Genomic DNA, 24,410 nt, shown 5'->3' with positions numbered 1-24,410 from the left:
GCAGCATGGCTGCCCTTTTTCCTGGGCGCCGCATGGATCGCTGACAATCCTTTCATGAGCACCACGCGACAAGAACTCCTGGCCCACTTCGACGGTTTGCTGCAGCCCGAGCGCTTCAAGGACTATGGTCCCAACGGCCTGCAGGTGGAGGGGCGCGGCGAGATCCGCCGCATCGTCAGCGGGGTGACGGCCAGCCGCGCGCTGATCGAGGCGGCCATCGAGGCGCAGGCCGATGCCATCTTCGTGCACCACGGCCTGTTCTGGCGCGGCATGGATGGCCGCATCACGGGCTGGCTCAAGGAGCGCATCCGCCTGCTGCTGGCCCACGACATCAATCTCTTTGCCTACCATCTGCCGCTGGATGCCCATCCGCAGTGGGGCAACAACGCGCAGCTGGGCCTGCAACTGGGGCTTGAGGGCCAGGCAACGTTTGGCGAGCAGAACCTGGGCTGGATGGCGGCAGCGGATTTTGCCGATGCGGCTGCGTTGGGCAGGCATGTGGAGCAGGCGCTGGGGCGCACGCCTGTCTGCGTGGGGGGAGAGCGCCTGCGCCCCAATCACCCCATTCGCCGCATTGCCTGGTGCACGGGCGGCGCGCAAGGTTTCTTCGAGGCCGCGATTGCCGCTGGGGCCGATGCCTTCATCACGGGCGAGATTTCCGAGCCGCAGGCGCATCTGGCCCGGGAAACGGGCGTGGCCTTCCTGGCGGCAGGCCACCATGCCACGGAGCGCTACGGCGCGCCGGCCCTGGCGGGCCAGGTGGCATTGGAGCTGGGGCTGGAGCACCGTTTCATCGAGATCGACAATCCGGCCTGATGCTGGCCTGTTAGTGGCCCACTATTGGCCCGCCCAGGGGGCGAGGCCTTTTGCTGCAAGCGCGGCGCGAATGCCCGGCTTGCCTGATCCGGATACTGAAAATGCCTGATTCCACACAGTCCACGGCCTTGATGGCCATCACCCAGGGCGACTCTGCCGGGGTGGGGCCCGAGACCATTGCCAAGGCGTTCATGGACGCGCCCGAGCAGATGCGCGGCTGCTTCGTCGTCGGCGAGTTGCAGACGCTGCGCCGGGCAGCCGCCGTGGCGGCGCGTGCGCGCGATGGCGACAACGCCATTCCCATGCCCGTGGCCGTCATCGAGTCGGCTGGGCAACTGTGGCAGGTGCCGCCCCATTGCATCCCTTTGCTGGAGCTGCCCGGGCTGCCCGGTCCTGCGCCCTGGGGGCAGGTGAGCGCCAGCGCCGGTGACGCGGCCGCGCGCTGCGTGGTCTGGGCTGCGCGGGCTACCTTGCGCGGCGAGATCGCGGCTCTGGTGACGGCGCCGCTGCACAAGGAGGCGCTGCATGCCGCAGGCGTGGACTTCCCCGGCCACACGGAATTGCTGCAATTCGAGGCGGCCCGGCACGCGGGCGTGGAGCTGTCGCACATGCCGGTGCGCATGATGCTGGCCAACGATGAGCTGCGCACGGTGCTGGTCAGCATCCATACCTCGCTGCGCAAGGCGATCGATGCGGTAACGAAGGACAACCTGCTGCAGACCTTGCGCATCACGCATGAGGCCCTGTCTCGCAGCCTGGGCCGCCCGCCGCGGATCGGTGTGGCAGGGCTGAACCCGCATGCGGGCGAGGGCGGCCTGTTCGGCAGCGAGGAGGTGGAGATCATTGCCCCGGCCATCGCCCAGGCGCGCGCCGAGGGCCTGGACGCCCACGGGCCTTTTGCGCCCGATACGGTGTTCATGCGCGCCCGCAATGCGCCCGGCCATCCCGGCGAGTTCGACGCGGTGCTGGCCATGTACCACGACCAGGGACTGATTCCCGTGAAGTACCTGGGCGTGGAAAAAGGCGTGAATGTCACATTGGGGCTGCCGCTGGTACGCACCAGTCCGGATCACGGCACGGCTTTCGATATTGCGGGGCAGGGTGTTGCAGAGGCCGGAAGCCTGATTGAGGCCGTGCGAATGGCGCGCAAATTGGCGGCTTGAATGGCTAGCCCAAGCATCGGGAATTCGCAGTAATGGAAAACGCCCGTGGCAACCATGCCACGGGCGTTTTGATTTGCGTCAAAACACGGATTTCAGCGCTTGAGGCTGTCGCGAATCTCGCGCAGCAGCACGATGTCTTCGGGGGTGACGGGCGCGGGAGCGGGGGCTGCCGGTGCCTCGCGGCGCAGGCGGTTGATCTGCTTGACCATCATGAAAATGATGAAGGCCAGGATGATGAAGTTCACTGCCACCGTGATGAAGTTTCCATAGGCAAATACGGGGACGCCGGCCTTCTTGAGCGCATCGAGCGTCATCGCCGTTCCGGGGGGTACGCTGCCCAGCACGACGAACAGATTGGAGAAGTCCAGCTTGCCGAAAACCAGGCCCACGACCGGCATGATCAGGTCGTTTACCACGGAATCGACGATTTTGCCAAACGCTCCACCAATGATGACGCCCACGGCGAGATCTACCACGTTTCCCTTAACTGCGAACTCACGAAATTCCTGCATCATGCCCATGGCTGGCTCCATCTGGAAAGAGTTTGAGATAGCGCAGTATTGCGCGGCTTTGGAGCCTGTCAACGGCACAAGCAGCATGGAATAACCATACTCGCCCCGCTACAATTTATTGTTGACCCCAACTCAAGCGACGTAGTTCGAGGAACCCCATGAGTGACACTCCAATCGACTCCAGCAAGCGGACGTGGATCATCACGTCGGCGTGCGCTGGTGCGGTGGGCGGCGTGGCGACAGCCGTCCCGTTCGTGAGCACCTTCCAGCCATCCGAGAAGGCCAAAGCCGCCGGGGCTGCAGTGGAGGTCGATATCTCCGCCCTCAAGGACGGCGAGAAGCTCACGGTCGAGTGGCGCGGCAAGCCCGTCTGGATCATCAAGCGCACGCCTGACCAGATCAAGGAGCTGCCCGAACTGGACAGCCAGTTGGCCGATCCCCAATCCAAGCGCCACCCTGAAGAGTTCACGCCGCCCTATGCGATGAACGAGGCCCGCTCGATCAAGCCCGAAGTGCTGGTCGTCGTCGGCATCTGCACGCATCTGGGCTGCTCGCCTTCCGACAAGTTCCAGCCGGGCGCCCAGCCCTCGCTGCCCAGCGACTGGAAGGGCGGCTTCCTGTGCCCCTGCCATGGCTCGACCTTCGATATGGCTGGCCGTGTCTTCAAGAACAAGCCGGCTCCCGACAACCTGCAGGTGCCGCCGCACATGTACCTGTCGGAGACCAAGCTCCTCATTGGTGAAGACAAGGCTTGAGGGAGACAAGAACAATGGCCCACGAATTCAAGGACATCGATCCGAATGCGCCCGCCGGCGCCAAGCTCACGAACTGGTTCGAGAACCGTTTTCCCACGGCTTTCGACGCCTATCGCGTGCACATGTCGGAGTACTACGCTCCGAAGAATTTCAACTTCTGGTACATCTTCGGCTCGCTGGCGCTGCTGGTGCTGGTGATCCAGATCGTCACCGGCATCTTCCTGGTGATGCACTACAAGCCGGACGCCGAGAAGGCGTTCGCCTCGGTGGAGTACATCATGCGCGATGTGCCCTGGGGCTGGCTGATCCGCTACATGCACTCCACGGGTGCGTCGGCCTTCTTCGTCGTCGTCTATCTGCACATGTTCCGCGGTCTTCTGTACGGTTCGTACCGCAAGCCGCGCGAACTGGTCTGGATCTTCGGCTGCGCCATCTTCCTGGTGCTGATGGCCGAGGCCTTCATGGGCTACCTGCTGCCCTGGGGCCAGATGTCGTACTGGGGCGCCCAGGTGATCGTGAACCTGTTCTCGGCGATTCCCTTCATCGGCCCTGACCTGGCGCTGCTGATCCGTGGCGACTACGTGGTGGGCGATGCCACGCTCAACCGCTTCTTCAGCTTCCACGTGATCGCCGTGCCCCTGGTGCTGCTGGGCCTGGTCGTGGCCCACTTGCTGGCGCTGCACGATGTGGGCTCCAACAACCCGGATGGCATCGAGATCAAGGGCCCCAACGCGCCCAAGGACGCCAAGGGCCATCCGCTGGACGGCATTCCCTTCCATCCCTACTACACGGTGCACGACATCTTCGGCGTGACGGTGTTCCTGTTCCTGTTCTCGGCCGTGGTGTTCTTCGCGCCCGAGTTCGGCGGCTACTTCCTGGAGTACAACAACTTCATCCCGGCCGATCCGCTGAAGACGCCTTCGCACATTGCGCCGGTCTGGTACTTCACGCCGTTCTACTCGATGCTGCGTGCCATCACCAGCGAGATGATGTACGTGCTCATCGCCTGCGTGGTGCTGGGTGCGGGCTTTGGCGTGCTCAAGTCGCGCCTGCCGGCCGCCGTCAAGGGTGTGGTCGCCATCGTGGCCCTGGGTGTCATCGCCATGATGCTGTCCATCGATGCCAAGTTCTGGGGTGTGGTGGTGATGGGCGGTGCCGTGATCATCCTGTTCGCGCTGCCCTGGCTCGATTGCAGCCCGGTCAAGTCCATCCGCTACCGCCCGAGCTGGCACAAGTATCTCTACGGCATCTTCGTAATCAACTTCGTGATCCTGGCCTATCTCGGCGTGCAGCCGCCTTCGCCCATCGGCGAGCGCGTGTCCCAGGTCGGAACGCTGTTCTACTTCGGCTTCTTCCTGCTGATGCCCTGGTGGAGCCGTCTGGGCAAGACAAAACCCGTTCCCGATCGTGTGACGTTCAAGCCGCACTGAAGCTGGAGAGAACAACAATGAAGAAACTGATTCTCACGTTGATCGCGGCCCTGGGCATCGTGACCGGTGCACAGGCTGCCGAAGGCGGCATCGCCTGGGACAAGGCCCCGGGCAAGACGAATGACACGGCATCGCTGCAAAACGGCGCCAAGCTGTTCGTCAACTACTGCCTGAGCTGCCACTCGGCCGCATTCATGCGCTTCAACCGGCTGCAGGACATCGGGCTGACCGAGCAGGAAATCAAGGACAACCTGCTTTTCACCACCGATAAGGTCGGCGAGACCATGAAGGCGGCCATCAACCCCAAGGAAGCCAAGGAGTGGTTCGGCGCCAATCCTCCGGACCTGACGGTGATCGCACGTTCGCGTGCCGGCCACAACGGCACGGGCGCCGACTACCTCTACACCTTCCTGCGCACCTTCTACCGCGACGACACCAAGGCCACGGGCTGGAACAATCTGGCCTTCCCCAGCGTAGGCATGCCCCATGCGCTGTGGCAACTGCAGGGCGAGCGCCGCGCCATCTTCGAAGAAGCCGAGGAGCACGGTGTGAAGACCCAGGTTTTCAAGGGGTGGGAGCAGGTCTCTCCTGGCAGCATGAGCGCAGTGCAGTACGATCAGGCAGTTGGCGATCTGGTGAACTACCTGCAATGGATGGGTGAGCCGGCACAGAACAGCCGCACCCGCATTGGCGTGGGTGTGCTGCTTTTCCTGGCGGTCTTCATCTTCATCGCATGGCGCCTCAACGCCGCGTTCTGGAAAGACGTCAAATAAAACCGTGACTGCAGAAGGCCGTGCAAGCAATTGCTGCGGCTGAACTGTGTGCAGAGTGGGCGCCGCGAGCGACCCACTCTTTTTGATTTTTAGGAGCCTCCACCATGATGGTGCTTTATTCGGGAACGACCTGCCCCTTTTCACACCGTTGCCGCTTCGTCCTGTTCGAAAAAGGCATGGACTTCGAGATCCGCGATGTGGACCTGTTCAGCAAGCCTGAAGACATCAGCGTGATGAATCCGTACGGCCAGGTGCCCATCCTGGTCGAGCGCGACCTGATCCTGTACGAATCGAACATCATCAACGAGTACATCGACGAGCGCTTCCCGCACCCCCAGCTGATGCCCGGCGACCCGGTGGACCGCGCCCGCGTGCGCCTGTTCCTGCTGAATTTCGAAAAGGAACTGTTCGTCCACGTGAGCACGCTCGAGGAGCGCAACGTCAAGGGCAACGAAAAGGCCATCGAGAAGGCCCGCGCCCACATCCGCGACCGCCTGACGCAGCTGGCTCCCGTGTTCCTCAAGAACAAGTACATGCTGGGCGAGAACTTCTCCATGCTGGACGTGGCCATCGCCCCGCTGCTGTGGCGCCTGGACTACTACGGCATCGAGGTGTCCAAGAACGCCGCCCCGCTGCTCAAGTACGCCGAGCGCATCTTCTCGCGCCCTGCCTACATCGAAGCGCTGACGCCTTCCGAGAAGGTGATGCGCAAGTAATTCGCATCGGTTGACGACTGATTGCACGGGCAGGGAAGGCGGTCAACCGGTCGCCATCCTGCCCGTTTTCGTGTTCCGACCACTCAGACCACTCATTTCCTGGGATCGTCATGACTGCCCCCGAAGCAACTTCCACCCGCCCCTACCTGATCCGGGCACTGTACGAGTGGTGCACCGACAACGGCTTCACGCCCCACATCGCCGTGCGTGTGGACCGCAATGTGCAGGTGCCGCGCGAGTTCGTGCGCGACGGCGAGATCGTGCTCAACGTCAGCTACGACGCCACCAGCGGCCTGCAGATGGGCAATGATTTCATCAGCTTCACGGCCCGCTTTGGCGGCAAGCCCCGCGAAATCATGGTGCCCGTGGAGCAGGTGATGGCCATCTACGCACGCGAGACCGGGCAAGGCATGGCTTTCCCGGCGCCGGAGCCTGAGGCCGAAGCCGACAACGATGTTTCGCCCGGGCAGGCGTCCGATGAGCCTGTGCCACAGGACGCCGCCGCTGAGGTGCCGGCCGAGCCTGCATCCGACGAGCGCGTGGTGCAGCTGGTGAGCATCCACAGCGAAGGTGATGACGAAGAGCCCCCGCGCACGCCGCCGCCTTCGGGCACGCGGCCTTCGCTGAAGCTGGTCAAGTAGGTTTTTCGCATCGGCGCGCATGCCGTTGCTCCCGCAAGCGTGCTTGGCCCCATCGGGAAAGTCCGAGGCAGCATTTTTCTGCGCTAGAATGCGTGCTTCGCCGGTTTAGCTCAGTTGGTAGAGCACCCGCCTTGTAAGCGGTAGGTCGTCAGTTCGAATCCGACAACCGGCACCAGAAGGTCTCCTCAGGAGGCCTTTTTTCATTTCCGTGCCCCGATTTCAGCAGCCGCTCTTCAGTGGCCGGTCAGGCCTGGACCTTGAGGCGGATCTCGGCCACATCCCAGCCCTTGGTGCGCAAGTGGGCGGCCATGGCCGGCAGCAGCTGGCGTATCTTGGCCGCTGCCGCGTTGTTGCGCACCAGCAGGCACCAGGTGCTGCCCTCGATGGGGCCTGCCTGCAGGCTGTCGCGCAGCAGCGGCGGCACCAGGGGCAGGATGGCCGTCAGGCGATTGCTGGAGTCGCGTGTGAGCTGGGCGAGCCGGGCCAGTGTCGGCGAGTTCTCGACAGCGTGCAGGGCGGTGACGGCGTGGTTGCGGCGTGTGAAGGTCATGGGCTTGAAGGCTGGTCAGGCAGCGTAGGCATGCGCCAGCCGGGACCCTCGTTATAGCAGCATCTGCAGGGCGACGCGGGTCCGGGAATTCGGGTTCAGGGCTCTGCGGCCGCATGCGTCGGCCTGCCTGGAAGAGGGTTGGACAGAGACAGTTAGAATCAATTGTTCGGTTCTCGCTTCAGCCCGGCCGCATGTGTTCTCCAGCAGGGTACTTGCAGGCAGGTGGAGCGGCCCCATCTGAAATCCAACAATCTAGGGATTCCAGGCACACCGCAGTCCGCTTCAGCGGGTGGCGGTGTGTCTTTTTCGCATGGCCACCAACTTCCTCACCAAACTATTCGGCAGCCGAAACGATCGGCTTCTCAAGCAATACCGCAAGACGGTCGTTCGCATCAATGCGATGGAGCCCGACTACGAGAAGCTCAGCGACGAGGATCTGCGCGCAAAGACGCAGGAATTCAAGGAGCGTGTGGCCAAGGGAGAGTCGCTGGACGACCTGCTGCCCGAAGCCTTCGCCGTGGTGCGCGAAGGGTCCAAGCGTGTCATGAAGATGCGCCACTTCGACGTCCAGTTGCTGGGCGGCATGGCACTGCACTACGGCAAGATCGCGGAAATGCGCACCGGCGAAGGCAAGACGCTGACCGCCACGCTGCCGGTCTACCTGAACGCACTGTCGGGCAATGGCGTTCACGTGGTGACGGTGAACGACTATCTGGCCAACCGCGATGCCACCTGGATGGCCAAGCTGTACAACTTCCTCGGCCTGTCGGTGGGCATCAACCTGCCCAACATGCCGCGCGAGGAAAAGCAGGCCGCCTACAACAGCGACATCACCTACGGCACAAACAACGAATACGGCTTCGACTACCTGCGCGACAACATGGTCTACGAGTCGGGCGACCGCGTGCAGCGCGTGCTCAACTACGCCATCGTTGACGAGGTGGACTCCATCCTGATCGATGAGGCCCGCACGCCGCTGATCATCAGCGGTCAGGCAGAGGACCACACGGCCATGTACGTGGCCATGAACAAGATCGTGCCCAACCTGGTGCGCCAGGAAGGCGAGGCCGATCCCCGCACGGGCGAAGGCGTGACCAAGCCCGGCGACTTCACGGTGGACGAAAAGAGCCACCAGGTATTCCTGACCGACCAGGGCTACGAAGCCGCCGAGCGCCTGCTGGGCCATGCCGGCATGATTGCCGAGGGCGCCTCGCTCTACGACCCGGCCAACATCACCCTGGTCCACCATCTGTATGCGGCGCTGCGCGCCAACAATCTCTACCACCGTGACCAGCACTACGTGGTGCAGAACGGCGAGATCGTCATCGTCGACGAGTTCACGGGCCGCCTGATGGCGGGCCGGCGCTGGAGCGATGGCCTGCACCAGGCTGTCGAGGCCAAGGAAGGTGTGACCATCCAGGCCGAGAACCAGACCATGGCCTCGATCACCTTCCAGAACTACTTCCGTCTCTACGGCAAGCTGGCGGGCATGACGGGTACGGCCGATACCGAAGCCTACGAATTCCAGGAAATCTACGGCCTCGAAACCGTGGTGATTCCGCCCAACCGTCCCAGCAAGCGCGACGACCAGCTCGACCGCGTCTACAAAACCACGCGCGAGAAGTACGAGGCGGCGATCCGCGACATCCGCGAATGCCATGAGCGCGGCCAGCCCGTGCTGGTGGGTACGACCTCGATCGAGAACTCGGAAATCATCGACGAGCTGCTCAACAAGGAAAACCTGCCCCACCAGGTGCTCAACGCCAAGCAGCACGAGCGCGAGGCCGACATCGTGGCCCAGGCTGGCCGTCCCGGCATGATCACCATCGCCACCAACATGGCCGGTCGTGGTACCGACATCGTGCTGGGCGGCAACATCGAAAAGCAGGTTGCGGCTGTCGAGGCCGATGAATCCCTGTCCGAAGCCGAACGCCAGCAGCGCATCGAACAGATGCGCGCTGACTGGAAGATCGAGCACGACAAGGTCTCGGCCCTGGGTGGCCTGCGCATCATCGCCACCGAGCGCCATGAATCTCGCCGTATCGACAACCAGCTGCGTGGCCGTTCGGGCCGCCAGGGCGACCCCGGCTCCTCGCGCTTTTACCTGAGCCTGGACGATGCGCTGATGCGCATCTTCGCGGGCGACCGTGTGCGCGCCATCATGGACCGCCTGAAGATGCCCGATGGCGAAGCCATCGAAGCCGGCATCGTGACCCGCTCCATCGAAGGCGCTCAGCGCAAGGTCGAGGCCCGCAACTTCGACATCCGCAAGCAGCTGCTCGAATACGACGACGTGTCCAACGACCAGCGCAAGGTGATCTACCAGCAGCGCAACGAGATCCTCGATGCCTCGGACCTGCACGAGATGATCACGGTGATGCGCGATGACGTGGTGTCTGACCTGGTGCGCCAGTACGTGCCCGCCGAGTCCATGGAAGAGCAATGGGATCTGGCCGGCCTGGAAAAGGCGCTGGAAAGCGAATGGCGCATCCAGCTGCCGCTGCAATCGCAAGTGCAGTCCGCGCATGCCATCACCGACGAGGAGATCCTCGAGAAGGTGCTGCAGGCTGCCCGTGAAGTGTTCGAGGCCAAGGTTGAGCTGATCGGACGCGAGAACTTCACTCAATTCCAGCGCGCCGTGCTGCTGCAAAGCTTTGATACCAACTGGCGTGACCACCTGTCCGCGCTGGACTATCTGCGCCAGGGCATCCACCTGCGTGGCTATGCCCAGAAGCAGCCCAAGCAGGAATACAAGCGCGAGGCTTTCGAGCTGTTCCGCCAGCTCATCGACCAGGTCAAGACCGAAGTCACGCGCGTGCTGATGACCGTGCAGGTGCAGTCGCGCGAACAGGTGGAGCAGGCCACCGAGGCCATGGAGCAGCGCAGCGCCCACAGCCTGGAGCACATGACCTATGGCGCTCCCTCGGATGGCGACATCGGTGGCTCCGTCGAAGACGAGCCGCTGGAGTTGCCCGAAGGCGCTCGCGTGGGCCGCAATGATCCCTGCCCCTGCGGCAGCGGCAAGAAGTACAAGCAGTGCCACGGCAAGCTGTCGTGATGCGGCCGGCGTCGTAAGACGCCGCAAGACACGGAAAACGGCACGGATGCACTCCGTGCCGTTTTCTTTTTTAAGGTCGATGAAATACGTGCCGCCCCGGTTTGTTCCGATAATGGAGCGCGTTTTTCTTTCACTGTAGGAAGCCCCTCAATGCCTGTGAATCTCTCCGCTCCCGTGCACGCCGACCTGTTGGCGATCAACGGCGTTCGCATCGGCGTCACCGAAGCCGGTGTGCGCAAGGCCAACCGCAAGGACCTGTCCGTGTTCCTGCTCGACGAGGGCGCTTCGGTGGCGGGTGTGTTCACGCAGAACCGTTTCTGCGCAGCGCCCGTGCAGGTCAGCCGCGAGCACCTGGCCCAGACGTCCGGCGCCATCCGTGCCATGGTCATCAACACAGGCAATGCCAATGCCGGCACCGGCGCTGACGGACTGGCGCGCGCACGTCGCACCTGTGCGGATCTGGCTGCGCTGCTGCAGCTCAAGCCCGAGCAGATCCTTCCGTTCTCCACTGGCGTGATCATGGAAGAGCTGCCCGTGGATCGCATCGCCGCCGGCCTGCCAGCTGCCATCGCAGCAGCCAAGGCCGACAACTGGGGCACGGCCGCCGAAGGCATCATGACCACCGACACCCTGCCCAAGGCCTTCAGCCGCGCCGTGGACATTGGCGGCAAGCGCGTGAGCATTACCGGCATCAGCAAGGGTGCAGGCATGATTCGCCCCAACATGGCGACCATGCTGGGCTTTCTGGCCACCGACGCCGCCATCGCACCTGAGCTGCTGCAGCCTCTGGTCAAGGAGCTGGCCGACGGATCTTTCAACCGCGTGACCATCGACGGCGACACGTCGACCAACGACTCCTTCGTGCTGGTCGCCACGCACAAGGCCGGCAATGCGCAGATCACTTCGCTGACCAGCGCCGAAGGCCAGACCCTGAAGGCCGCATTGCTGGATGTGTCGCGCCTGCTGGCCCAGGCCATCGTGCGCGACGGCGAAGGCGCCACCAAGTTCATCACCGTCAAGGTGGAGGGTGGCAAGACCGAGGCCGAGTGCCGCCTCGTGGCCTATTCCATCGCGCATTCACCCCTGGTCAAGACGGCGTTCTTTGCCAGCGATCCGAACCTGGGCCGCATCCTTGCGGCGGTGGGCTATGCTAGCATCGACGATCTGGACCAGACCAAGATCGACCTGTACCTGAACGATGTGCATGTCGCAGTCAATGGCGGCCGCAACCCTGCCTATCAGGAGGAAGACGGCCAGCGCGTGATGAAGCAGCAGGAGATCATCGTGCGCGTGCTACTGGGCCGAGGGCAGGCCGAGCAGACCGTGTGGACCTGCGATCTGAGCCACGACTACGTGAGCATCAACGCCGACTACCGCTCCTGACTCTCCACCCACCGTGCCGCCGGCAGCCGCAGGCCTTGTGCCTGGCTGCTGCCAGCTTTCAATGGCGGCCGGCGCGCAAAAGCTCTGGCGTTGGCATGAGATCCATCTCGATTCCCGGGCATATCCAGCGTCGGTGGCCGTGAGATCCGTATTCGAGAGACATCCATGACATTGCCCACAGAAGCCGTCGCCGCCCCCTTGCTGCAACTTGTGCAGCGCGCCGAGCAGCTGATGCAGCGCATCGAGGCCATCCTGCCCCAGCCGCTGCAATCCCCCGCAGACTGGAATACCGCCATCGCCTGGCGCTATCGCAAGCGCGCCAACGGCTGCGGTTTGCTGGAGCCCGTGCGCCATGTCGGCGCCATGCAACTGTCCGACCTGCAGAACATCGATGTGCAAAAGGACAAGATCGCGCGCAACACCGAGCAGTTCGTGACCGGCCGCACGGCCAACAACGTGCTGCTCACCGGCGCGCGCGGCACGGGCAAATCCTCGCTGATCCGTGCCTGCCTGCATGCTTTTGCTTCGCAGGGCCTGCGCCTGATCGAGGTGGACAAGGCCGATCTGACCGACCTGCCCGACATCGTCGATGTGGTGGCCGGCCGGCCCGAGAAGTTCGTCATCTATTGCGACGATCTGAGCTTTGAGGAAGGCGAGCCTGGCTACAAGGCCATGAAGTCCATTCTGGATGGATCGGTCAGCGCCGCCAGCCCGAACGTGCTGGTCTATGCGACCAGCAATCGCCGCCATCTGCTGCCGGAGTACCAGTCCGAGAATCTGACCTACCAGCGCGGCGAGGATGGGGAGCTGCATCCCGGAGAGGTGATCGAGGAAAAAATCTCGCTGTCCGAGCGTTTCGGCCTGTGGGTGAGCTTCTACCCGTTCAGCCAGGACGAGTACCTGCGCGTGGTGGCACAGTGGCTGGAGGCCCTGGGCCTGGACCAGGCCACGATCGAGGCGGCACGCCCGGAGGCTCTGGTCTGGGCGCTGGAGCGCGGTTCACGCAGCGGTCGCGTGGCCCACCAGTTTGCCCGCGACTATGCGGGCCGTGCCGAGCGTCCGAGTCAGCACCAGACCGGCATCGCCGATGTCCAGGGGTTGGCTGAAGAGGCTGAACTCTGAGCACCTGCTGCCTGGCCCTGGGCTGGGCAGACTTTTTTGCGAAAGATCAAGTGACTGAAAAAGAAATCTCCCCCAAGGCCCGCGCTGAGGCGGCCGAGTCGCAGGCACCAGTGCGGCGCAAGCACACCGAAGTTGCCGTCGGCGTGCTGCTTCGCGAGTCCGATGGCGCGTTGCTGATCACCAGCCGTCCGCCGGGCAAGCCGTATGCAGGCTACTGGGAGTTTCCGGGCGGCAAGATCGAAGCCGGCGAGACCGTGGAGCAGGCCTTGCGCCGCGAGATGCAAGAGGAACTGGGCGTAGAGATCGCGGCCGCTGAAGTCTGGAAGGTGACCGAGCATGACTATCCGCATGCCCTGGTGCGCCTGCACTGGTGCAAGGTCACGCGCTGGAGCGGGGAGTTCGAGATGCGTGAAGGCCAGCAGATGGCCTGGCAGCAACTTCCGCTGCAGGTGCATCCGGTGCTGCCAGGTGCCTATCCGGTGCTGCAGTGGCTGAGCGAGGAACGCGGGCTGCCTTTCGATGCCGGGTTCTACGAGGCAGGCCAGCCGAAAGCCTGATCGGGCCTGATCAAGGCTCGGTGCGAGGATCGCCGAAGGGCGCATCCTCGGGCGGCATCGGTGCAGGCACGCGGAATTCCTCATTGGCCCATGCGCCCAGGTCGATCTGGCGGCAGCGTTCGCTGCAGAAGGGGCGGAAACGGTTGGCTGGTGCGAACAGGCTGGGGCCTGCACAGGTCGGGCAGCGCACCGTGGGGCCGGCAGAAGAGAGGCTGGCGGGCTGGGGGGCGGGGGCGCTCGAGGGCATGTCGGCCGTCTTGTCCATCAGCTGCAAAGCGTGACCTCGAACGAGGCATCTTCGCTGCAGGGTTGAGGCTTGGCGCCGTTCTCGGGGCGGAGCAGGCGCACCGAAACCAGCAGGCGGTTGCCGCTGATCTCCGGAACCAGATTCAACGACGGGTCTATGCGCAGGCGCAGCAGCTGAAAGCTGCGGCCGGGCGGCATGGCCTGCTGGAACACGCCTTTTTCGGCAGCCACCCATTGCGGCACGCCGGTTTCGCGCAGCAGCTTGAGCAGCAATTGCAGCGACTGACCCAGCGGGGTCAGGGTGCTGGCCCAGTCCTCCAGATCGCGCAGGCGTATCTGGGGATCATGGAACTGCCAGGCGTGATAGGCCGGAAGGTCGAAGCCGCAGGTGCCGCCGGGGATGCCGATGCGGCTGCGCACGGCCATCAGCCACTCGTTTTCAGTCAGGGTCTGGCCGGCCTTGCCGTTCTGGGCATTGAGCTGGGCAAAGCACTGCTCCACATGGCGTGAGACCTGGTCAAGCATGTGCTCGGCAATGTCGGGATTGCCGCGCAGGCTGTCGAGCAGGCTTTTGTGGCGCTCAAGGTCCTTGAGCACGTCCGTCTTCAGGTCGGTACGTGCCGCCACGTCCATGATCTCGAAGATGGTGACCAGCGCAAAATGGTGATCGATGGAATGAGCGCGCGACAGCAACTCGCTCAGGCGGCGATATAGCTGTTCCAACCGGAGGTAGGTCCTCAGGCGCTCATTGAAAGGATATTCGTACAGGATCACGCTTGCTGGGCTCCTCGGGGTGCACAGGAATCAGCTGTCTACGTCGTGCACATGCTGAATTACACGCACAGGCCAAGCCATGGCGTGCATCATAGCCCGAACCATGCAGAGATTCGATCGGTGCATGCGCGCAAAGCCTCTATCGTCATGGCCTCGTCGTTGTAGAGCACCCAGTCGGCGGCTGCCAGCCGTGCCGCACGTGTGGCCTGGGCCGAGATGATGGCCTGCACCGCCTCGCGTGGCAATCCGTTGCGCGCGATCACGCGAGCGATCTGCGTTTCGGTGCGGCAGTCAACGACCAGCACCGCATCAAGCATGGCAGGCCAGCGGCCGGACTCCACGAGCAAGGGAATGTCATGCACGATGAGTCGGCACCCAGCCACTGTGGCCTGCTCCACTTGCCGGGCCGTCTGCTGCGCCACGAGGGGATGGACGATGGCCTCCAGCTGCTGTCGTGCCGAGGGCTGCTGAAAGACCAGTTCGCGCATGCGCGTGCGGTCCAGGGCGCCGCTGGCATCAATCAGTTCGGGCCCGAAGACGCGCGCTATCTCGGGCAGAGCAGCACCTTCGGGGGCGGTGAGGCTGCGAGAGATCTGGTCGGCATCGATCACGGCCGCTCCGCGCAAGCCCAGTTGCGCTGCGACGGTGCTCTTGCCGCTGCCAATGCCGCCCGTCAGGCCCAGCCGAAACGGGCGTGCAAGCAAGGGCGGGGCGATGCTGGGGGCCATGCCGCAGTGTTGAATCAAAGGCCCAAGGCCGCCAATAGGGATTGCAGCATCTGCTGCGGTCCGAACACCATGGCTGCAAAGCCGGCGCCCGCCAGAAAGGGGCCGAAGGGAACATAGCCGCCCTCACGCAGGCGGCTGTTGATCTTCAACGCGATGCCCACGATGGCGCCAATCACCGACGAGATCAGGATGATGGGCACGAGTGCCTGCCAGCCGAACCAGGCGCCCAGCGCGGCAAACAGCTTGAAGTCGCCGTAGCCCATGCCTTCCTTGCCGGTGGCCAGCTTGAAGGCCCAGTAAACCAGCCACAGCGAGAGATAGCCCGCTGCAGCGCCCCATACCGCGTCGGCCAGAGGCACTGCGGTCCAGTGCAGCGCCGACGACAGCAGTCCGGCCCACAGCAAGGGCAGGGTGATGTCGTCGGGAAGCAGTGTGGTGTCCCAGTCGATCAATGCCAGGCTCAGCAAGGCCGCACTGAAAAGGCACCAGGCAGCGCCTGTGGGCGTGATGCCCCATTGCGCCGCACAGTAGGCAAACAGCGCGGCGCAGGCCAATTCCACCAGCGGATAGCGGATGCTGATCGACGCCTTGCATTCGGAGCACCGGCCTCGCAGCGCCAGATAACTGAGCACGGGAATATTCTCGTACCAGTGGATGGCATGGCCGCAATGCGGGCAGCGCGAGCGGGGGCGGCTCAGGCTCAGGGGCGCCTCGGCAGGCGGCGGCGCTGTGGCGGGCGATGGCGTGGCGGAGGATGAAGATTGCTCTTGCGCCCATTGGGCGCATTCCGCATTCCATTGCTGTTCCATCATGCGGGGCAGCCTATGCACCACCACGTTGAGAAAGCTGCCAACCAACAGGCCCAGCAGGCCGCCCAATGCAGCCTGCATCCAGAGTTCCAAAACCATCAGACCACCTGGCCCAGCTTGAAGATGGGCAGATACATCGAAACCACGATGCCGCCGATGAGGGTGCCCAGGAAAACAATGATGATGGGCTCCATCAGGCTGGACAGGCCAGCCACCATGTCATCGACCTCTTCTTCATAGAAATCGGCCGCCTTGCCCAGCATATGGTCGATGGAGCCGGATTCCTCGCCGATGGCGCACATCTGCAGCACCATGGACGGAAAGACATTGGCATTGGTCATGGCCACGGTGAGACTGGTGCCGGTGGAGACTTCCTGCTGGATCTTTTCCGTGGCATTGGCATACACGGCATTGCCGGATGCGCCGCCGACAGAATCCAGTGCCTCGACCAATGGGACGCCCGCGGCAAACATGGTCGACAGCGTGCGCGTCCAGCGTGCGACGCAGGATTTCTCGATCAGCACGCCAAAGACCGGCACCTTCAGCAGCGTACGGTCCATGAATTGCTGCATGCGCTCGTTGCGCTTCCAGGCCTGCATGAAGAAGTAGAGACCGCCGCCAATCACGCCGAAGATCAACCACCACCATTGGACAAAGACATCGCTGATGCCCATTACCAAAAGCGTCGGCGCCGGCAGGTCTGCGCCGAACGAACTGAACACTTCCTTGAAGGCCGGGATCACGAAAATCATGATGATGGTCACGACGATGAAGGCCACGACGATGACCGAGATCGGGTACATCAGCGCCGATTTGATCTTGGACTTGATGGCCTCGGTCTTCTCCATGTACGTGGCCAGGCGGTCCAGCAGGGCTTCCAGGATACCGGCCGCTTCGCCCGCCTCCACCAGATTGCAGTAGAGGCTATCGAAGTACATGGGGTGCTTGCGATAGGCCGCGTTCAGCGAGGTGCCGGTCTCCACGTCGGCGCGAATATCGGCCAGAAGGCGCGTCACGCTGGGGTTGGTGTTGCCCCGTCCGACAATGTCGAAGGCCTGAAGCAGCGGGACGCCCGCCTTCATCATCGTTGCCATCTGGCGGGTGAACAGCGCAATGTCCTTGGGCTTGATCCTCTTGCCGCCGCGTGTGCGGCGCTTCTTGATCTTGCTGGGCAGCACGCCCTGGCGGCGCAGCATGGCCTGGACCTGGTTGATGCCCCCGGCCCGGGTCTCGCCTCGGATGATCTTGCCGTTGCGATCCTTGCCTTCCCATTCGAAGACAAATTCCTTGATTCCCTTGGACGCGGCTGTGGCCATCGTGCTCCCTCGTTTGTTGTCTGCGCTGTCCGCGCTATTTACTCATTGGTGACTGCCAGCACTTCTTCGAGTGAGGTCAGTCCCTGTCTGGCCTTGTGCAAACCCGAGCCACGCAGCGACCGCACGCCTTCGCGCTTAGCCTGTGCGGCGATCTCCAGCGCACTGCCGTCCTGCAGGATGATGCGCTGGATTTCCTCGCTGATAGGCATCACCTGATAGATGCCTACGCGGCCCTTGTAGCCGTTGTTGCATGCCGGACAGCCGACGGGCCTGTAGGTGACCCAGCTGCCGTCAATGTCCGCATCGTCGTAGCCTGCATCGATCAGGGCCTCCCGCGGAATGTCAGCCGGCTCCTTGCATTGAGGGCACAGGCGCCTGGCCAGGCGCTGGGCGGTGATCAGGATCACGCTCGATGCGATGTTGAAGGGCGCAATGCCCATGTTGCGCATGCGCGTCAACGTGGTCGGTGCGTCATTGGTGTGCAGGGTGGACAGCACCAAGTGGCCGGTTTGCGCTGCCTTGATCGAGATGTCGGCCGTTTCCAGATCGCGGATTTCACCGACCATGATGATGTCGGGATCCTGGCGCAGAAAAGCCTTGAGCGCAGTGGCAAAGGTGAGGCCGGCCTTTTCGTTCACATTGACCTGGTTGACGCCGGGCAGGTTGATTTCCGAAGGATCTTCCGCCGTGGCGATGTTCACGCCGGCCTTGTTCAGCAGGTTCAGGCAGGTGTACAGCGACACTGTCTTGCCCGAGCCGGTGGGGCCTGTGACCAGAATCATTCCGTAGGGGCGGCTGATGGCTTCAAGCAGGCGTGCCTTCTCCTCGGGTTCATAGCCCAGGGCGTCGATGCCCATCCTGGCCGAGCTCGGGTCCAGGATACGGATCACGATCTTCTCGCCGAAAAGCGTGGGCAGCGTGCTGACGCGAAAGTCGATGACGCGGTCCGGGCCGACCTTGAGCTTCATGCGCCCGTCCTGCGGGACACGCTTTTCCGAGATGTCCATGCGCGAGATCACCTTGATGCGCGAGGCCAGCTTCTCCTTGATGGCAATGGGCGGCGATGCAATTTCACGCAGCTCGCCGTCAATGCGAAAGCGCACCCGGTACTGGTGCTCGTAGGGTTCGAAATGCAAGTCCGACGCGCGCATGTTGAAGGCGTCGAGCAGCATTTTGTGCAGGAACTTGACGATGGGCGCATCTTCGACGTCTGCTGCGGCCGAGTTGTCCTTTTCCTCTGCCACCTCATCAGGCTTGAGGTCGCCGAACTCGAAGTCGCCGCTGCCGCCATAGCTGTCCATGGCCTCGCTGGCGCTTTTGTTCTGCTGCGCGATCAGTCGCTCCAGCTTGTCGGCTTCGACGATGATCCAGTCCACGCCCAACTGGGTGGTGAACTTGATCTGCTCGGCGGCTTCCTGCTGCGTCGGGTCGGCGGTGGCCACCGTGAGGCGGTTGCCGCGCTTGCTCAGAGGCAGGACGCGATAGGTGCTGATGATCTTGGCGTCCAGCAGATCCTGCGGCAGGCGCATGGCGTCGACCGCATCAAGATCGAGCAGCGGCGCGCTGAACATGGTGGAAACCGTCTCCGCCACTTCCAGGGCAGAGAGGGTGCCGGCGACGCTCAGTTCTGCAATGAACGAGGTGCGATTGGTGGCGGCCTTGCCGGCAGCCGCTTCCGCTGCCTGTTGCGATACCTTGCCTGCTGAAATCAGGGCCCGCCCGATGCCGGGAAGCGATGCGACAGCGGATGCATTCTTGAGCGAGGAGTCAGCAACAGCCATGTAGCAAGACGTGTGAGAGGAAAGGACATTTATCCTATCATCACTGAGCACTTGGAATGCCAGACACACTGTTACACGCCTGGGTCTTGAACCTGGCGCAATGGTGTGATGGAGATGGAATGACCAGATGGTCGGGGTGAGAGGATTCGAACCTCCGGCCTCTACGTCCCGAACGTAGCGCTCTACCAGGCTAAGCTACACCCCGTTGCTTTTGTAGAAAAAGCGAGCAGCCTGAATCAGGTGCGTCGCTCCAAAAGCTGAGACGCCAATTGTAGCAAACTTGCCGTATGCAAATTGCTTGGGAGCACATTTATTGCGTCGATGGCGCGGCGTGCCTCGGCATGTGCGGCCTCGCGTGCCACGTCCAGCGCACCTGTGCTGCGCACGATATCCACTACAGCGGTCAGTTGCTCGGTGGAGCCCTGTTCGATGGCGGCACGCACAATGGCGGCCTGCTCAGGCGTGCCGCGTTGCATGGCGGCAATCAGGGGGAGGGTGCATTTGCCTTCGCGCAGGTCATCGCCCAGGTTCTTGCCCATTTCCTGGGCATCGCCTGCGTAGTCGAGTACGTCGTCAATGATCTGGAAGGCCGTGCCCAGCGCCTGGCCATAGCTGGCGCAGGCCTGCTCGATTTCGCGGGGCGCGTCGGCCAGCACGGCGCCCAACTGGGCGCTGGCCTCGAAGAGCTGGGCGGTCTTGGAGCGGATGACGTGCAGGTAGCCGGCTTCGTCCAGCGAGGCATCATGCGTGTTGATGAGTTGCTGGACCTCGCCCTCGGCGATCACGTTGGTGGCGTCCGAGAGGATCTTGAGCACACGCATGCTGCCGACTTCCACCATCATCTGGAAGGAGCGCGAGTGCAGGAAGTCGCCGACCAGCACGCTGGCCGGATTGCCGAAGGTCTCGTTGGCCGTCGGGCGGCCGCGACGCAGCGTGGATTCATCCACGACGTCGTCGTGCAGCAGGGTGGCTGTATGAATCAGTTCGACCACGGCAGCCAGGACATGCCTGTCCTTTCCTTCGTATCCCAATGCATTGCAGACCATGAGCAGCAGGGCGGGCCGCAGGCGCTTGCCGCCTGCAGCGATGATGTACTGGGAGATCTGGGCAATCAGCGGGACGGAGGTCGTCAGGCGCTGGGCAATCACATGATCCACCTCGCGCATGTCGTCAGTGATCAGGGCAAGCGGATTGGGGGTGGAGAGAGCTGTGGTCAAGGTACTGCGGGCGCCAAGTGGATCATCAATTATAGGAAGAGCGACCCTGCCTGCGGCCCGCTCTGGCGGTTGTTTGGGCGAAGGAGGGGAGCGCTTCATGCAAGGAATGTGAGTGCGTGCTAGAATCTCCGGCTTCCGTGGAAATTCGTTCGCGGAACTCTCAAATTCAAGAGGTTTAAATGTACGCAGTCATAAAAACCGGCGGCAAGCAGTATCGCGTTGCAGCTGGCGAAAAGATCAAGGTAGAACAGATTGCTGCGGACGTAGGCCAAGAAGTTGTGATCGATCAGGTTCTGGCAGTCGGCAACGGCGCTGAAATCAAGGTCGGCACACCTCTGGTGTCCGGTGCGTCTGTCAAGGCAACCGTGGTTGCTCACGGCAAGCACGACAAAGTGCACATCTTCAAGATGCGCCGTCGTAAGCATTATCAGAAGCGCCAAGGCCATCGCCAGCAGTTCACCGAGCTGCAGATCGTGGCGATCGCTGCTTAATCCAGGAGCTGAGTCATGGCACAGAAAAAAGGCGGCGGCTCTACGCGAAACGGGCGCGATTCCAAGCCCAAAATGCTCGGCGTGAAGGCTTTTGGTGGTGAGTTGATCACCGCCGGCTCGATCATCGTGCGCCAACGTGGCACCAAGTTCCACCCCGGCGACAACGTCGGCGTGGGCAAGGACCACACCCTGTACGCTCTGGTGGACGGCCACGTGTCGTTTGCTGTCAAGGGTGCACTGTCCAAGCACACGGTCAACGTGACGGCTGCCTAAGCTCTGTCACTTCGACGCTCGAAGCCCCGACCTGTCGGGGCTTTGTCGTTTCAGGAGGGCGGTGCATCGTGCGCTCGTCCCCTTTTCCGTCTCTGAGGTGTGGCCTGGGGCTGTCTGGTGCACACTGCTTTTTGTAAACTGGATGCCTCATGAAGTTCGTCGACGAAGCTTATATCGACATTGCTGCCGGTGATGGCGGCAATGGCTGCGTGTCATTCCGGCACGAAAAATACAAGGAATTCGGTGGTCCCGATGGAGGAGATGGCGGCCGTGGAGGCCATGTCTACGCGGTGGCCGACGTCAATCTCAACACCCTGGTGGACTACCGCTTCTCGCGTCGCCACGATGCCACGCGCGGCGAGCACGGCAAGGGCTCGGACATGTTCGGTGCCGCAGGCAACGACATCACGCTGCGCATGCCGGTTGGCACCATCATCAGCGATGCCGAAACCGGGGAGGTGCTCTACGAACTGTTGACGCCCGGCGAGGTGGTGACCATTGCCAAGGGTGGGGATGGCGGCTACGGCAACCTGCGCTTCAAGAGCGCCATCAACCGCGCGCCACGGCAAAAGACGCCTGGCTGGCCCGGTGAGCGCAAGAACCTCAAGCTGGAGCTCAAGGTTCTGGCCGACGTGGGTCTGCTGGGCATGCCCAATGCGGGCAAATCCACCTTCATCGCCGCAGTCTCCAATGCGCGTCCCAAGATTGCCGACTATCCGTTCACCACGCTGCATCCCAATCTGGGCGTGGTTCGTGTTGCCGCCGAGCAAAGCTTTGTGGTGGCCGATATCCCCGGGCTGATCGAAGGCGCGTCGGAAGGTGCCGGCCTGGGCCACCAGTTCCTGCGTCACCTGCAGCGCACCCGATTGCTGCTGCATGTGGTGGACCTGGCGCCGTTCGATGACAGCGTGGATCCTGTGGCCCAGGCCAAGGCCATCGTGGGCGAGTTGCAGAAGTACGATGCCGAGCTGTACAACAAGCCGCGCTGGCTGGTGCTCAACAAGCTGGACATGGTGCCGGCTGAGGAGCGCGCCGCACGCGTCAAGGACTTCGTCAAGCGCTTCAAGTGGAAGGGTCCGGTGTTCGAGATTTCCGCCCTGACGCGCGAAGGCTGCGAAGTGCTGATCCGCACCATCTACAAGCATGTGCATGAACAGCAGCAGATCGAGGCCGGTCCCAAGGAAATCGACCCACGCTTCGTCGAAGTCGAGGGTGATGGCGTGGATCTCACCGACCCGCGTTTTGCTCCCCGCGATTCCGAGTAAGAGCGGCCTGTCCCACCCATTGCCTTGATCACAACAGCGGCGGGGTCTGCCTCGACCTGCGCTGCAAGAATCACTATCCATCCATGTCTTCCAACTTGTTGCGTGATGCCCATCGCATCGTGGTCAAGGTCGGCTCCAGCCTGGTGACCAATGAAGGTCGCGGTCTTGATGAGGCCGCGATCCAGGAATGGAGCCGCCAGCTGGCGGCCCTGGTGCGCGGGGATGAAAGCCATGGAGGCCGGCGGCGCGAGGTAATCATGGTCTCCAGCGGCGCGGTGGCCGAAGGCATGAAGCGTCTGGGCTGGATTGCACGGCCCAAGGAGATTCATGAACTGCAGGCCGCTGCGGCCGTGGGGCAGATGGGCCTGATACAGATGTACGAGTCCAAGTTGCGCGAACAGGGCATGGGCAGTGCGCAGGTGCTGCTCACGCATGCCGACCTCGCGGACCGCGAGCGCTATCTCAACGCGCGCAACACTTTGCTGACGCTGCTGGAGCTGGGCATCGTGCCGGTGATCAACGAGAACGACACCGTGGTCAACGACGAGATCAAGTTCGGTGACAACGATACCTTGGGCGCTTTGGTTGCCAATCTGATCGAGGCCGATGCCCTGGTCATCCTGACCGATCAGCGAGGCCTTTACAGCGCCGACCCGCGCAGCAATCCCGATGCGCGTTTCATCGATGTGGCCAATGCCGGCGACCCGGCGCTGGAGGAGATGGCCGGAGGCGCGGGCTCGTCCATTGGCAAGGGCGGGATGATCACCAAGATCCTCGCGGCCAAGCGCGCGGCGGGCTCGGGTGCTTCAACCGTCATCGCCTGGGGGCGTGAGCAGGACGTGCTGGTGCGTCTGGCGGCAGGCGAGTCCATCGGCACGCTGCTCCTGGCGCAGACGCACAAGAACCAGGCGCGCAAGCAGTGGATTGCAGACCATCTGCAACTGCGCGGCTCCGTGTCCGTGGATGCCGGCGCCGTGGCCAAGCTGCGCGACGAAGGCAAGAGCCTGCTGCCCATCGGCATGGTGAATGTGGATGGCGAGTTCGCCCGTGGCGATGTGATCGCGGTGCGCGATGCCCTGGGTATCGAGGTGGCGCGTGGGCTGGCCAACTATGCAAGTGCCGAGGCGCGGCTGCTGTGTCGCAAAAGCTCGGTGGAGATCGAGCGCCTGCTGGGCTATTCCGCAGGCCCGGAGATGGTGCACCGCGACAATATGGTGATTGCGGGGCACTGAGGCGCCAGACCCTCAAGGCCAAGAAAAAGCGCACCCTCGGGTGCGCTTTTGCGTATGGCTCTGGCCCGGTTTCAGGCCTTGCCTGGATCGGGTTGCAGGGCTTGCTGCCCCGACTGTGGATCAGGATCGAAACAGGCGCCAGGCGGCAACTCCATGCCGGGATTGACGCGAAAGCTGCCTGAGCGTGCTGGATGCAAACCCGGCGCAGTGTATGTCTCAGGACCCTGTTCATGGGCTTCCCTGGGGCGCATGCCGCTGCGCAGATAACGGTTGCGTTGCTGTTCGCCGCGGGGCAGGAACCGGGCCAGCTCGGTCAGGGCCATCTCATAGACGCCGCGCTTGAACTCCACCACCACGTCCAATGGCACCCAGTAGTCATTCCAGCGCCAGGCGTCGAATTCGGGGTGGTCGGTGGCACGCAGGTTCAAATCCCAGTCGTGACCCATGAGCTGCAGCAAATACCAGATCTGCTTCTGGCCTTTGTAGTGTCCGCGCGCATCGCGGCGGATGTACCGGTCTGGCACCTCGTAGCGCAACCAGTCCCGGGTGCGGGCGACCACGCGAACGTGGTTGGGCATCAACCCCACTTCCTCATGCAGTTCCCGGAACATGGCCTGTTCGGGTGTCTCCCCCCGGTCAATGCCGCCCTGTGGAAACTGCCAGCTGTGGGTGCGGATGCGTTTGCCCCAGAACACCTGGTTCTTTTGGTTGAGCAGGATGATGCCGACGTTCGGGCGAAATCCGTCCCGGTCAAGCATAATCGAACCCCAATTTTCTGAATTGTGTCCATTATGCACGGTGC

25 protein-coding genes and 2 tRNA genes are annotated in these 24,410 nt (G+C 62.9%); 16 read left to right on the top strand and 11 right to left on the bottom strand.

Annotated elements, in window-relative coordinates:
* Positions 1–54: 54 nt before the first annotated feature.
* Together ACF8O7_RS12295 and pdxA are read left to right on the top strand one after the other, a co-directional pair.
* Positions 55–816 (top strand): Nif3-like dinuclear metal center hexameric protein, encoded by a 762-nt coding sequence (locus tag ACF8O7_RS12295; protein WP_392443420.1) that lies wholly within the window; start codon positions 55–57, stop codon positions 814–816.
* Between the two features lie 101 nt (positions 817–917).
* Entirely contained in the window at positions 918–1,979 is a 1,062-nt protein-coding gene (gene pdxA / locus ACF8O7_RS12290) for a 4-hydroxythreonine-4-phosphate dehydrogenase PdxA (RefSeq protein WP_392443417.1), read from the top strand.
* A 92-nt stretch (positions 1,980–2,071) separates the two neighbouring features.
* Here the strand turns inward: pdxA and mscL are convergent, their stop codons facing one another.
* On the bottom strand, positions 2,072–2,500 hold the full coding sequence (gene mscL, locus ACF8O7_RS12285) for a large conductance mechanosensitive channel protein MscL (protein ID WP_012207302.1): 429 nt from the start codon (positions 2,498–2,500) through the stop codon (positions 2,072–2,074).
* A 149-nt stretch (positions 2,501–2,649) separates the two neighbouring features.
* Between mscL and petA the strand changes: the two genes are divergently transcribed.
* The 6 genes from petA (at position 2,650) to ACF8O7_RS12255 (ending at position 6,981) form a co-directional block, all read left to right on the top strand.
* Complete coding sequence (gene petA / locus ACF8O7_RS12280) at positions 2,650–3,246, top strand: ubiquinol-cytochrome c reductase iron-sulfur subunit (RefSeq protein WP_016445597.1); 597 nt, start codon at positions 2,650–2,652, stop codon at positions 3,244–3,246.
* Between the two features lie 14 nt (positions 3,247–3,260).
* Positions 3,261–4,676: a cytochrome bc complex cytochrome b subunit gene (locus ACF8O7_RS12275; RefSeq protein ID WP_016451018.1), complete on the top strand. Its 1,416-nt coding sequence runs from the start codon at positions 3,261–3,263 to the stop codon at positions 4,674–4,676.
* 17 nt (positions 4,677–4,693) lie between these two features.
* Positions 4,694–5,449, top strand: coding sequence for a cytochrome c1 (locus tag ACF8O7_RS12270; protein WP_016445599.1), 756 nt, complete (start codon positions 4,694–4,696; stop codon positions 5,447–5,449).
* Positions 5,450–5,553: 104 nt separating this feature from the next.
* Positions 5,554–6,165: a glutathione S-transferase N-terminal domain-containing protein gene (locus ACF8O7_RS12265; RefSeq protein WP_012207298.1), complete on the top strand. Its 612-nt coding sequence runs from the start codon at positions 5,554–5,556 to the stop codon at positions 6,163–6,165.
* A 110-nt stretch (positions 6,166–6,275) separates the two neighbouring features.
* A complete protein-coding gene (locus ACF8O7_RS12260) occupies positions 6,276–6,806 on the top strand; it encodes a ClpXP protease specificity-enhancing factor (RefSeq protein ID WP_017405520.1) in 531 nt (176 codons plus the stop codon).
* A gap of 99 nt (positions 6,807–6,905) precedes the next feature.
* Positions 6,906–6,981, top strand: a tRNA-Thr gene (locus tag ACF8O7_RS12255).
* A gap of 69 nt (positions 6,982–7,050) precedes the next feature.
* Here ACF8O7_RS12255 and ACF8O7_RS12250 read toward each other — a convergent pair.
* Entirely contained in the window at positions 7,051–7,356 is a 306-nt protein-coding gene (locus ACF8O7_RS12250; protein WP_016445601.1) for a hypothetical protein, read from the bottom strand.
* A 310-nt stretch (positions 7,357–7,666) separates the two neighbouring features.
* Here ACF8O7_RS12250 and secA point away from each other — a divergent pair, with 310 nt between their 5' ends.
* The 4 genes from secA (at position 7,667) to ACF8O7_RS12230 (ending at position 13,476) form a co-directional block, all read left to right on the top strand.
* A complete protein-coding gene (secA, locus tag ACF8O7_RS12245; protein WP_016451020.1) occupies positions 7,667–10,414 on the top strand; it encodes a preprotein translocase subunit SecA in 2,748 nt (915 codons plus the stop codon).
* A 150-nt stretch (positions 10,415–10,564) separates the two neighbouring features.
* Positions 10,565–11,797: a bifunctional glutamate N-acetyltransferase/amino-acid acetyltransferase ArgJ gene (argJ, locus tag ACF8O7_RS12240; protein ID WP_392413501.1), complete on the top strand. Its 1,233-nt coding sequence runs from the start codon at positions 10,565–10,567 to the stop codon at positions 11,795–11,797.
* 165 nt (positions 11,798–11,962) lie between these two features.
* Entirely contained in the window at positions 11,963–12,919 is a 957-nt protein-coding gene (locus ACF8O7_RS12235; protein WP_392415099.1) for an ATP-binding protein, read from the top strand.
* 50 nt (positions 12,920–12,969) lie between these two features.
* On the top strand, positions 12,970–13,476 hold the full coding sequence (locus tag ACF8O7_RS12230) for a (deoxy)nucleoside triphosphate pyrophosphohydrolase (RefSeq protein WP_016445605.1): 507 nt from the start codon (positions 12,970–12,972) through the stop codon (positions 13,474–13,476).
* 10 nt (positions 13,477–13,486) lie between these two features.
* Here ACF8O7_RS12230 and ACF8O7_RS12225 read toward each other — a convergent pair whose 3' ends face one another.
* From ACF8O7_RS12225 to ACF8O7_RS12190, 8 genes are all read right to left on the bottom strand, one after another.
* Positions 13,487–13,741, bottom strand: a complete 255-nt coding sequence (locus ACF8O7_RS12225) for a DNA gyrase inhibitor YacG (protein WP_016451023.1) — start codon at positions 13,739–13,741, stop codon at positions 13,487–13,489.
* On the bottom strand, positions 13,741–14,496 hold the full coding sequence (gene zapD, locus ACF8O7_RS12220; protein ID WP_016445607.1) for a cell division protein ZapD: 756 nt from the start codon (positions 14,494–14,496) through the stop codon (positions 13,741–13,743). The genes ACF8O7_RS12225 and zapD overlap by 1 nt, the downstream gene beginning before the upstream one ends.
* An 89-nt stretch (positions 14,497–14,585) precedes the next feature.
* Entirely contained in the window at positions 14,586–15,224 is a 639-nt protein-coding gene (gene coaE / locus ACF8O7_RS12215; RefSeq protein WP_154833620.1) for a dephospho-CoA kinase, read from the bottom strand.
* Positions 15,225–15,238: 14 nt separating this feature from the next.
* Complete coding sequence (locus ACF8O7_RS12210) at positions 15,239–16,132, bottom strand: A24 family peptidase (RefSeq protein WP_016445609.1); 894 nt, start codon at positions 16,130–16,132, stop codon at positions 15,239–15,241.
* A complete protein-coding gene (locus tag ACF8O7_RS12205; protein WP_047326532.1) occupies positions 16,132–17,349 on the bottom strand; it encodes a type II secretion system F family protein in 1,218 nt (405 codons plus the stop codon). Before ACF8O7_RS12205 ends, ACF8O7_RS12210 begins: the two co-directional genes overlap by 1 nt.
* 38 nt (positions 17,350–17,387) lie before the next feature.
* Complete coding sequence (gene pilB, locus ACF8O7_RS12200; RefSeq protein ID WP_034364744.1) at positions 17,388–19,130, bottom strand: type IV-A pilus assembly ATPase PilB; 1,743 nt, start codon at positions 19,128–19,130, stop codon at positions 17,388–17,390.
* 128 nt (positions 19,131–19,258) lie between these two features.
* A tRNA-Pro gene (locus ACF8O7_RS12195) sits at positions 19,259–19,335 on the bottom strand.
* Between the two features lie 31 nt (positions 19,336–19,366).
* Positions 19,367–20,296: a polyprenyl synthetase family protein gene (locus ACF8O7_RS12190; protein WP_392443469.1), complete on the bottom strand. Its 930-nt coding sequence runs from the start codon at positions 20,294–20,296 to the stop codon at positions 19,367–19,369.
* A 230-nt stretch (positions 20,297–20,526) separates the two neighbouring features.
* Between ACF8O7_RS12190 and rplU the strand changes: the two genes are divergently transcribed.
* The 4 genes from rplU to proB all read left to right on the top strand — a co-directional run bounded on the left by rplU (position 20,527) and on the right by proB (position 23,608).
* The gene (gene rplU, locus ACF8O7_RS12185; protein WP_012207284.1) at positions 20,527–20,838 is read left to right on the top strand and encodes a 50S ribosomal protein L21; all 312 of its coding nucleotides are present in this window, start codon (positions 20,527–20,529) and stop codon (positions 20,836–20,838) included.
* A gap of 15 nt (positions 20,839–20,853) precedes the next feature.
* Positions 20,854–21,111, top strand: a complete 258-nt coding sequence (rpmA, locus tag ACF8O7_RS12180) for a 50S ribosomal protein L27 (protein WP_012207283.1) — start codon at positions 20,854–20,856, stop codon at positions 21,109–21,111.
* Positions 21,112–21,260: 149 nt separating this feature from the next.
* Positions 21,261–22,376 (top strand): Obg family GTPase CgtA, encoded by a 1,116-nt coding sequence (gene cgtA / locus ACF8O7_RS12175; RefSeq protein WP_016451026.1) that lies wholly within the window; start codon positions 21,261–21,263, stop codon positions 22,374–22,376.
* An 83-nt stretch (positions 22,377–22,459) separates the two neighbouring features.
* Positions 22,460–23,608 carry a glutamate 5-kinase gene (proB, locus tag ACF8O7_RS12170; RefSeq protein WP_016445651.1) on the top strand — a complete coding sequence of 383 codons (1,149 nt, stop codon included), beginning with the start codon at positions 22,460–22,462 and terminating at the stop codon, positions 23,606–23,608.
* Positions 23,609–23,679: 71 nt separating this feature from the next.
* Here the strand turns inward: proB and ACF8O7_RS12165 are convergent, their stop codons facing one another.
* Positions 23,680–24,366 (bottom strand): RNA pyrophosphohydrolase, encoded by a 687-nt coding sequence (locus tag ACF8O7_RS12165; protein ID WP_016445652.1) that lies wholly within the window; start codon positions 24,364–24,366, stop codon positions 23,680–23,682.
* Positions 24,367–24,410 lie beyond the last annotated feature (44 nt).

The sequence above is a fragment of the Delftia sp. WSY_16 genome (assembly GCF_043104415.1).
Classification (GTDB): domain Bacteria; phylum Pseudomonadota; class Gammaproteobacteria; order Burkholderiales; family Burkholderiaceae_C; genus Comamonas; species Comamonas tsuruhatensis.
The sequence above is the reverse complement of the archived record's forward strand: the minus strand, read 5'-3'. Positions and strand labels throughout refer to the sequence as shown.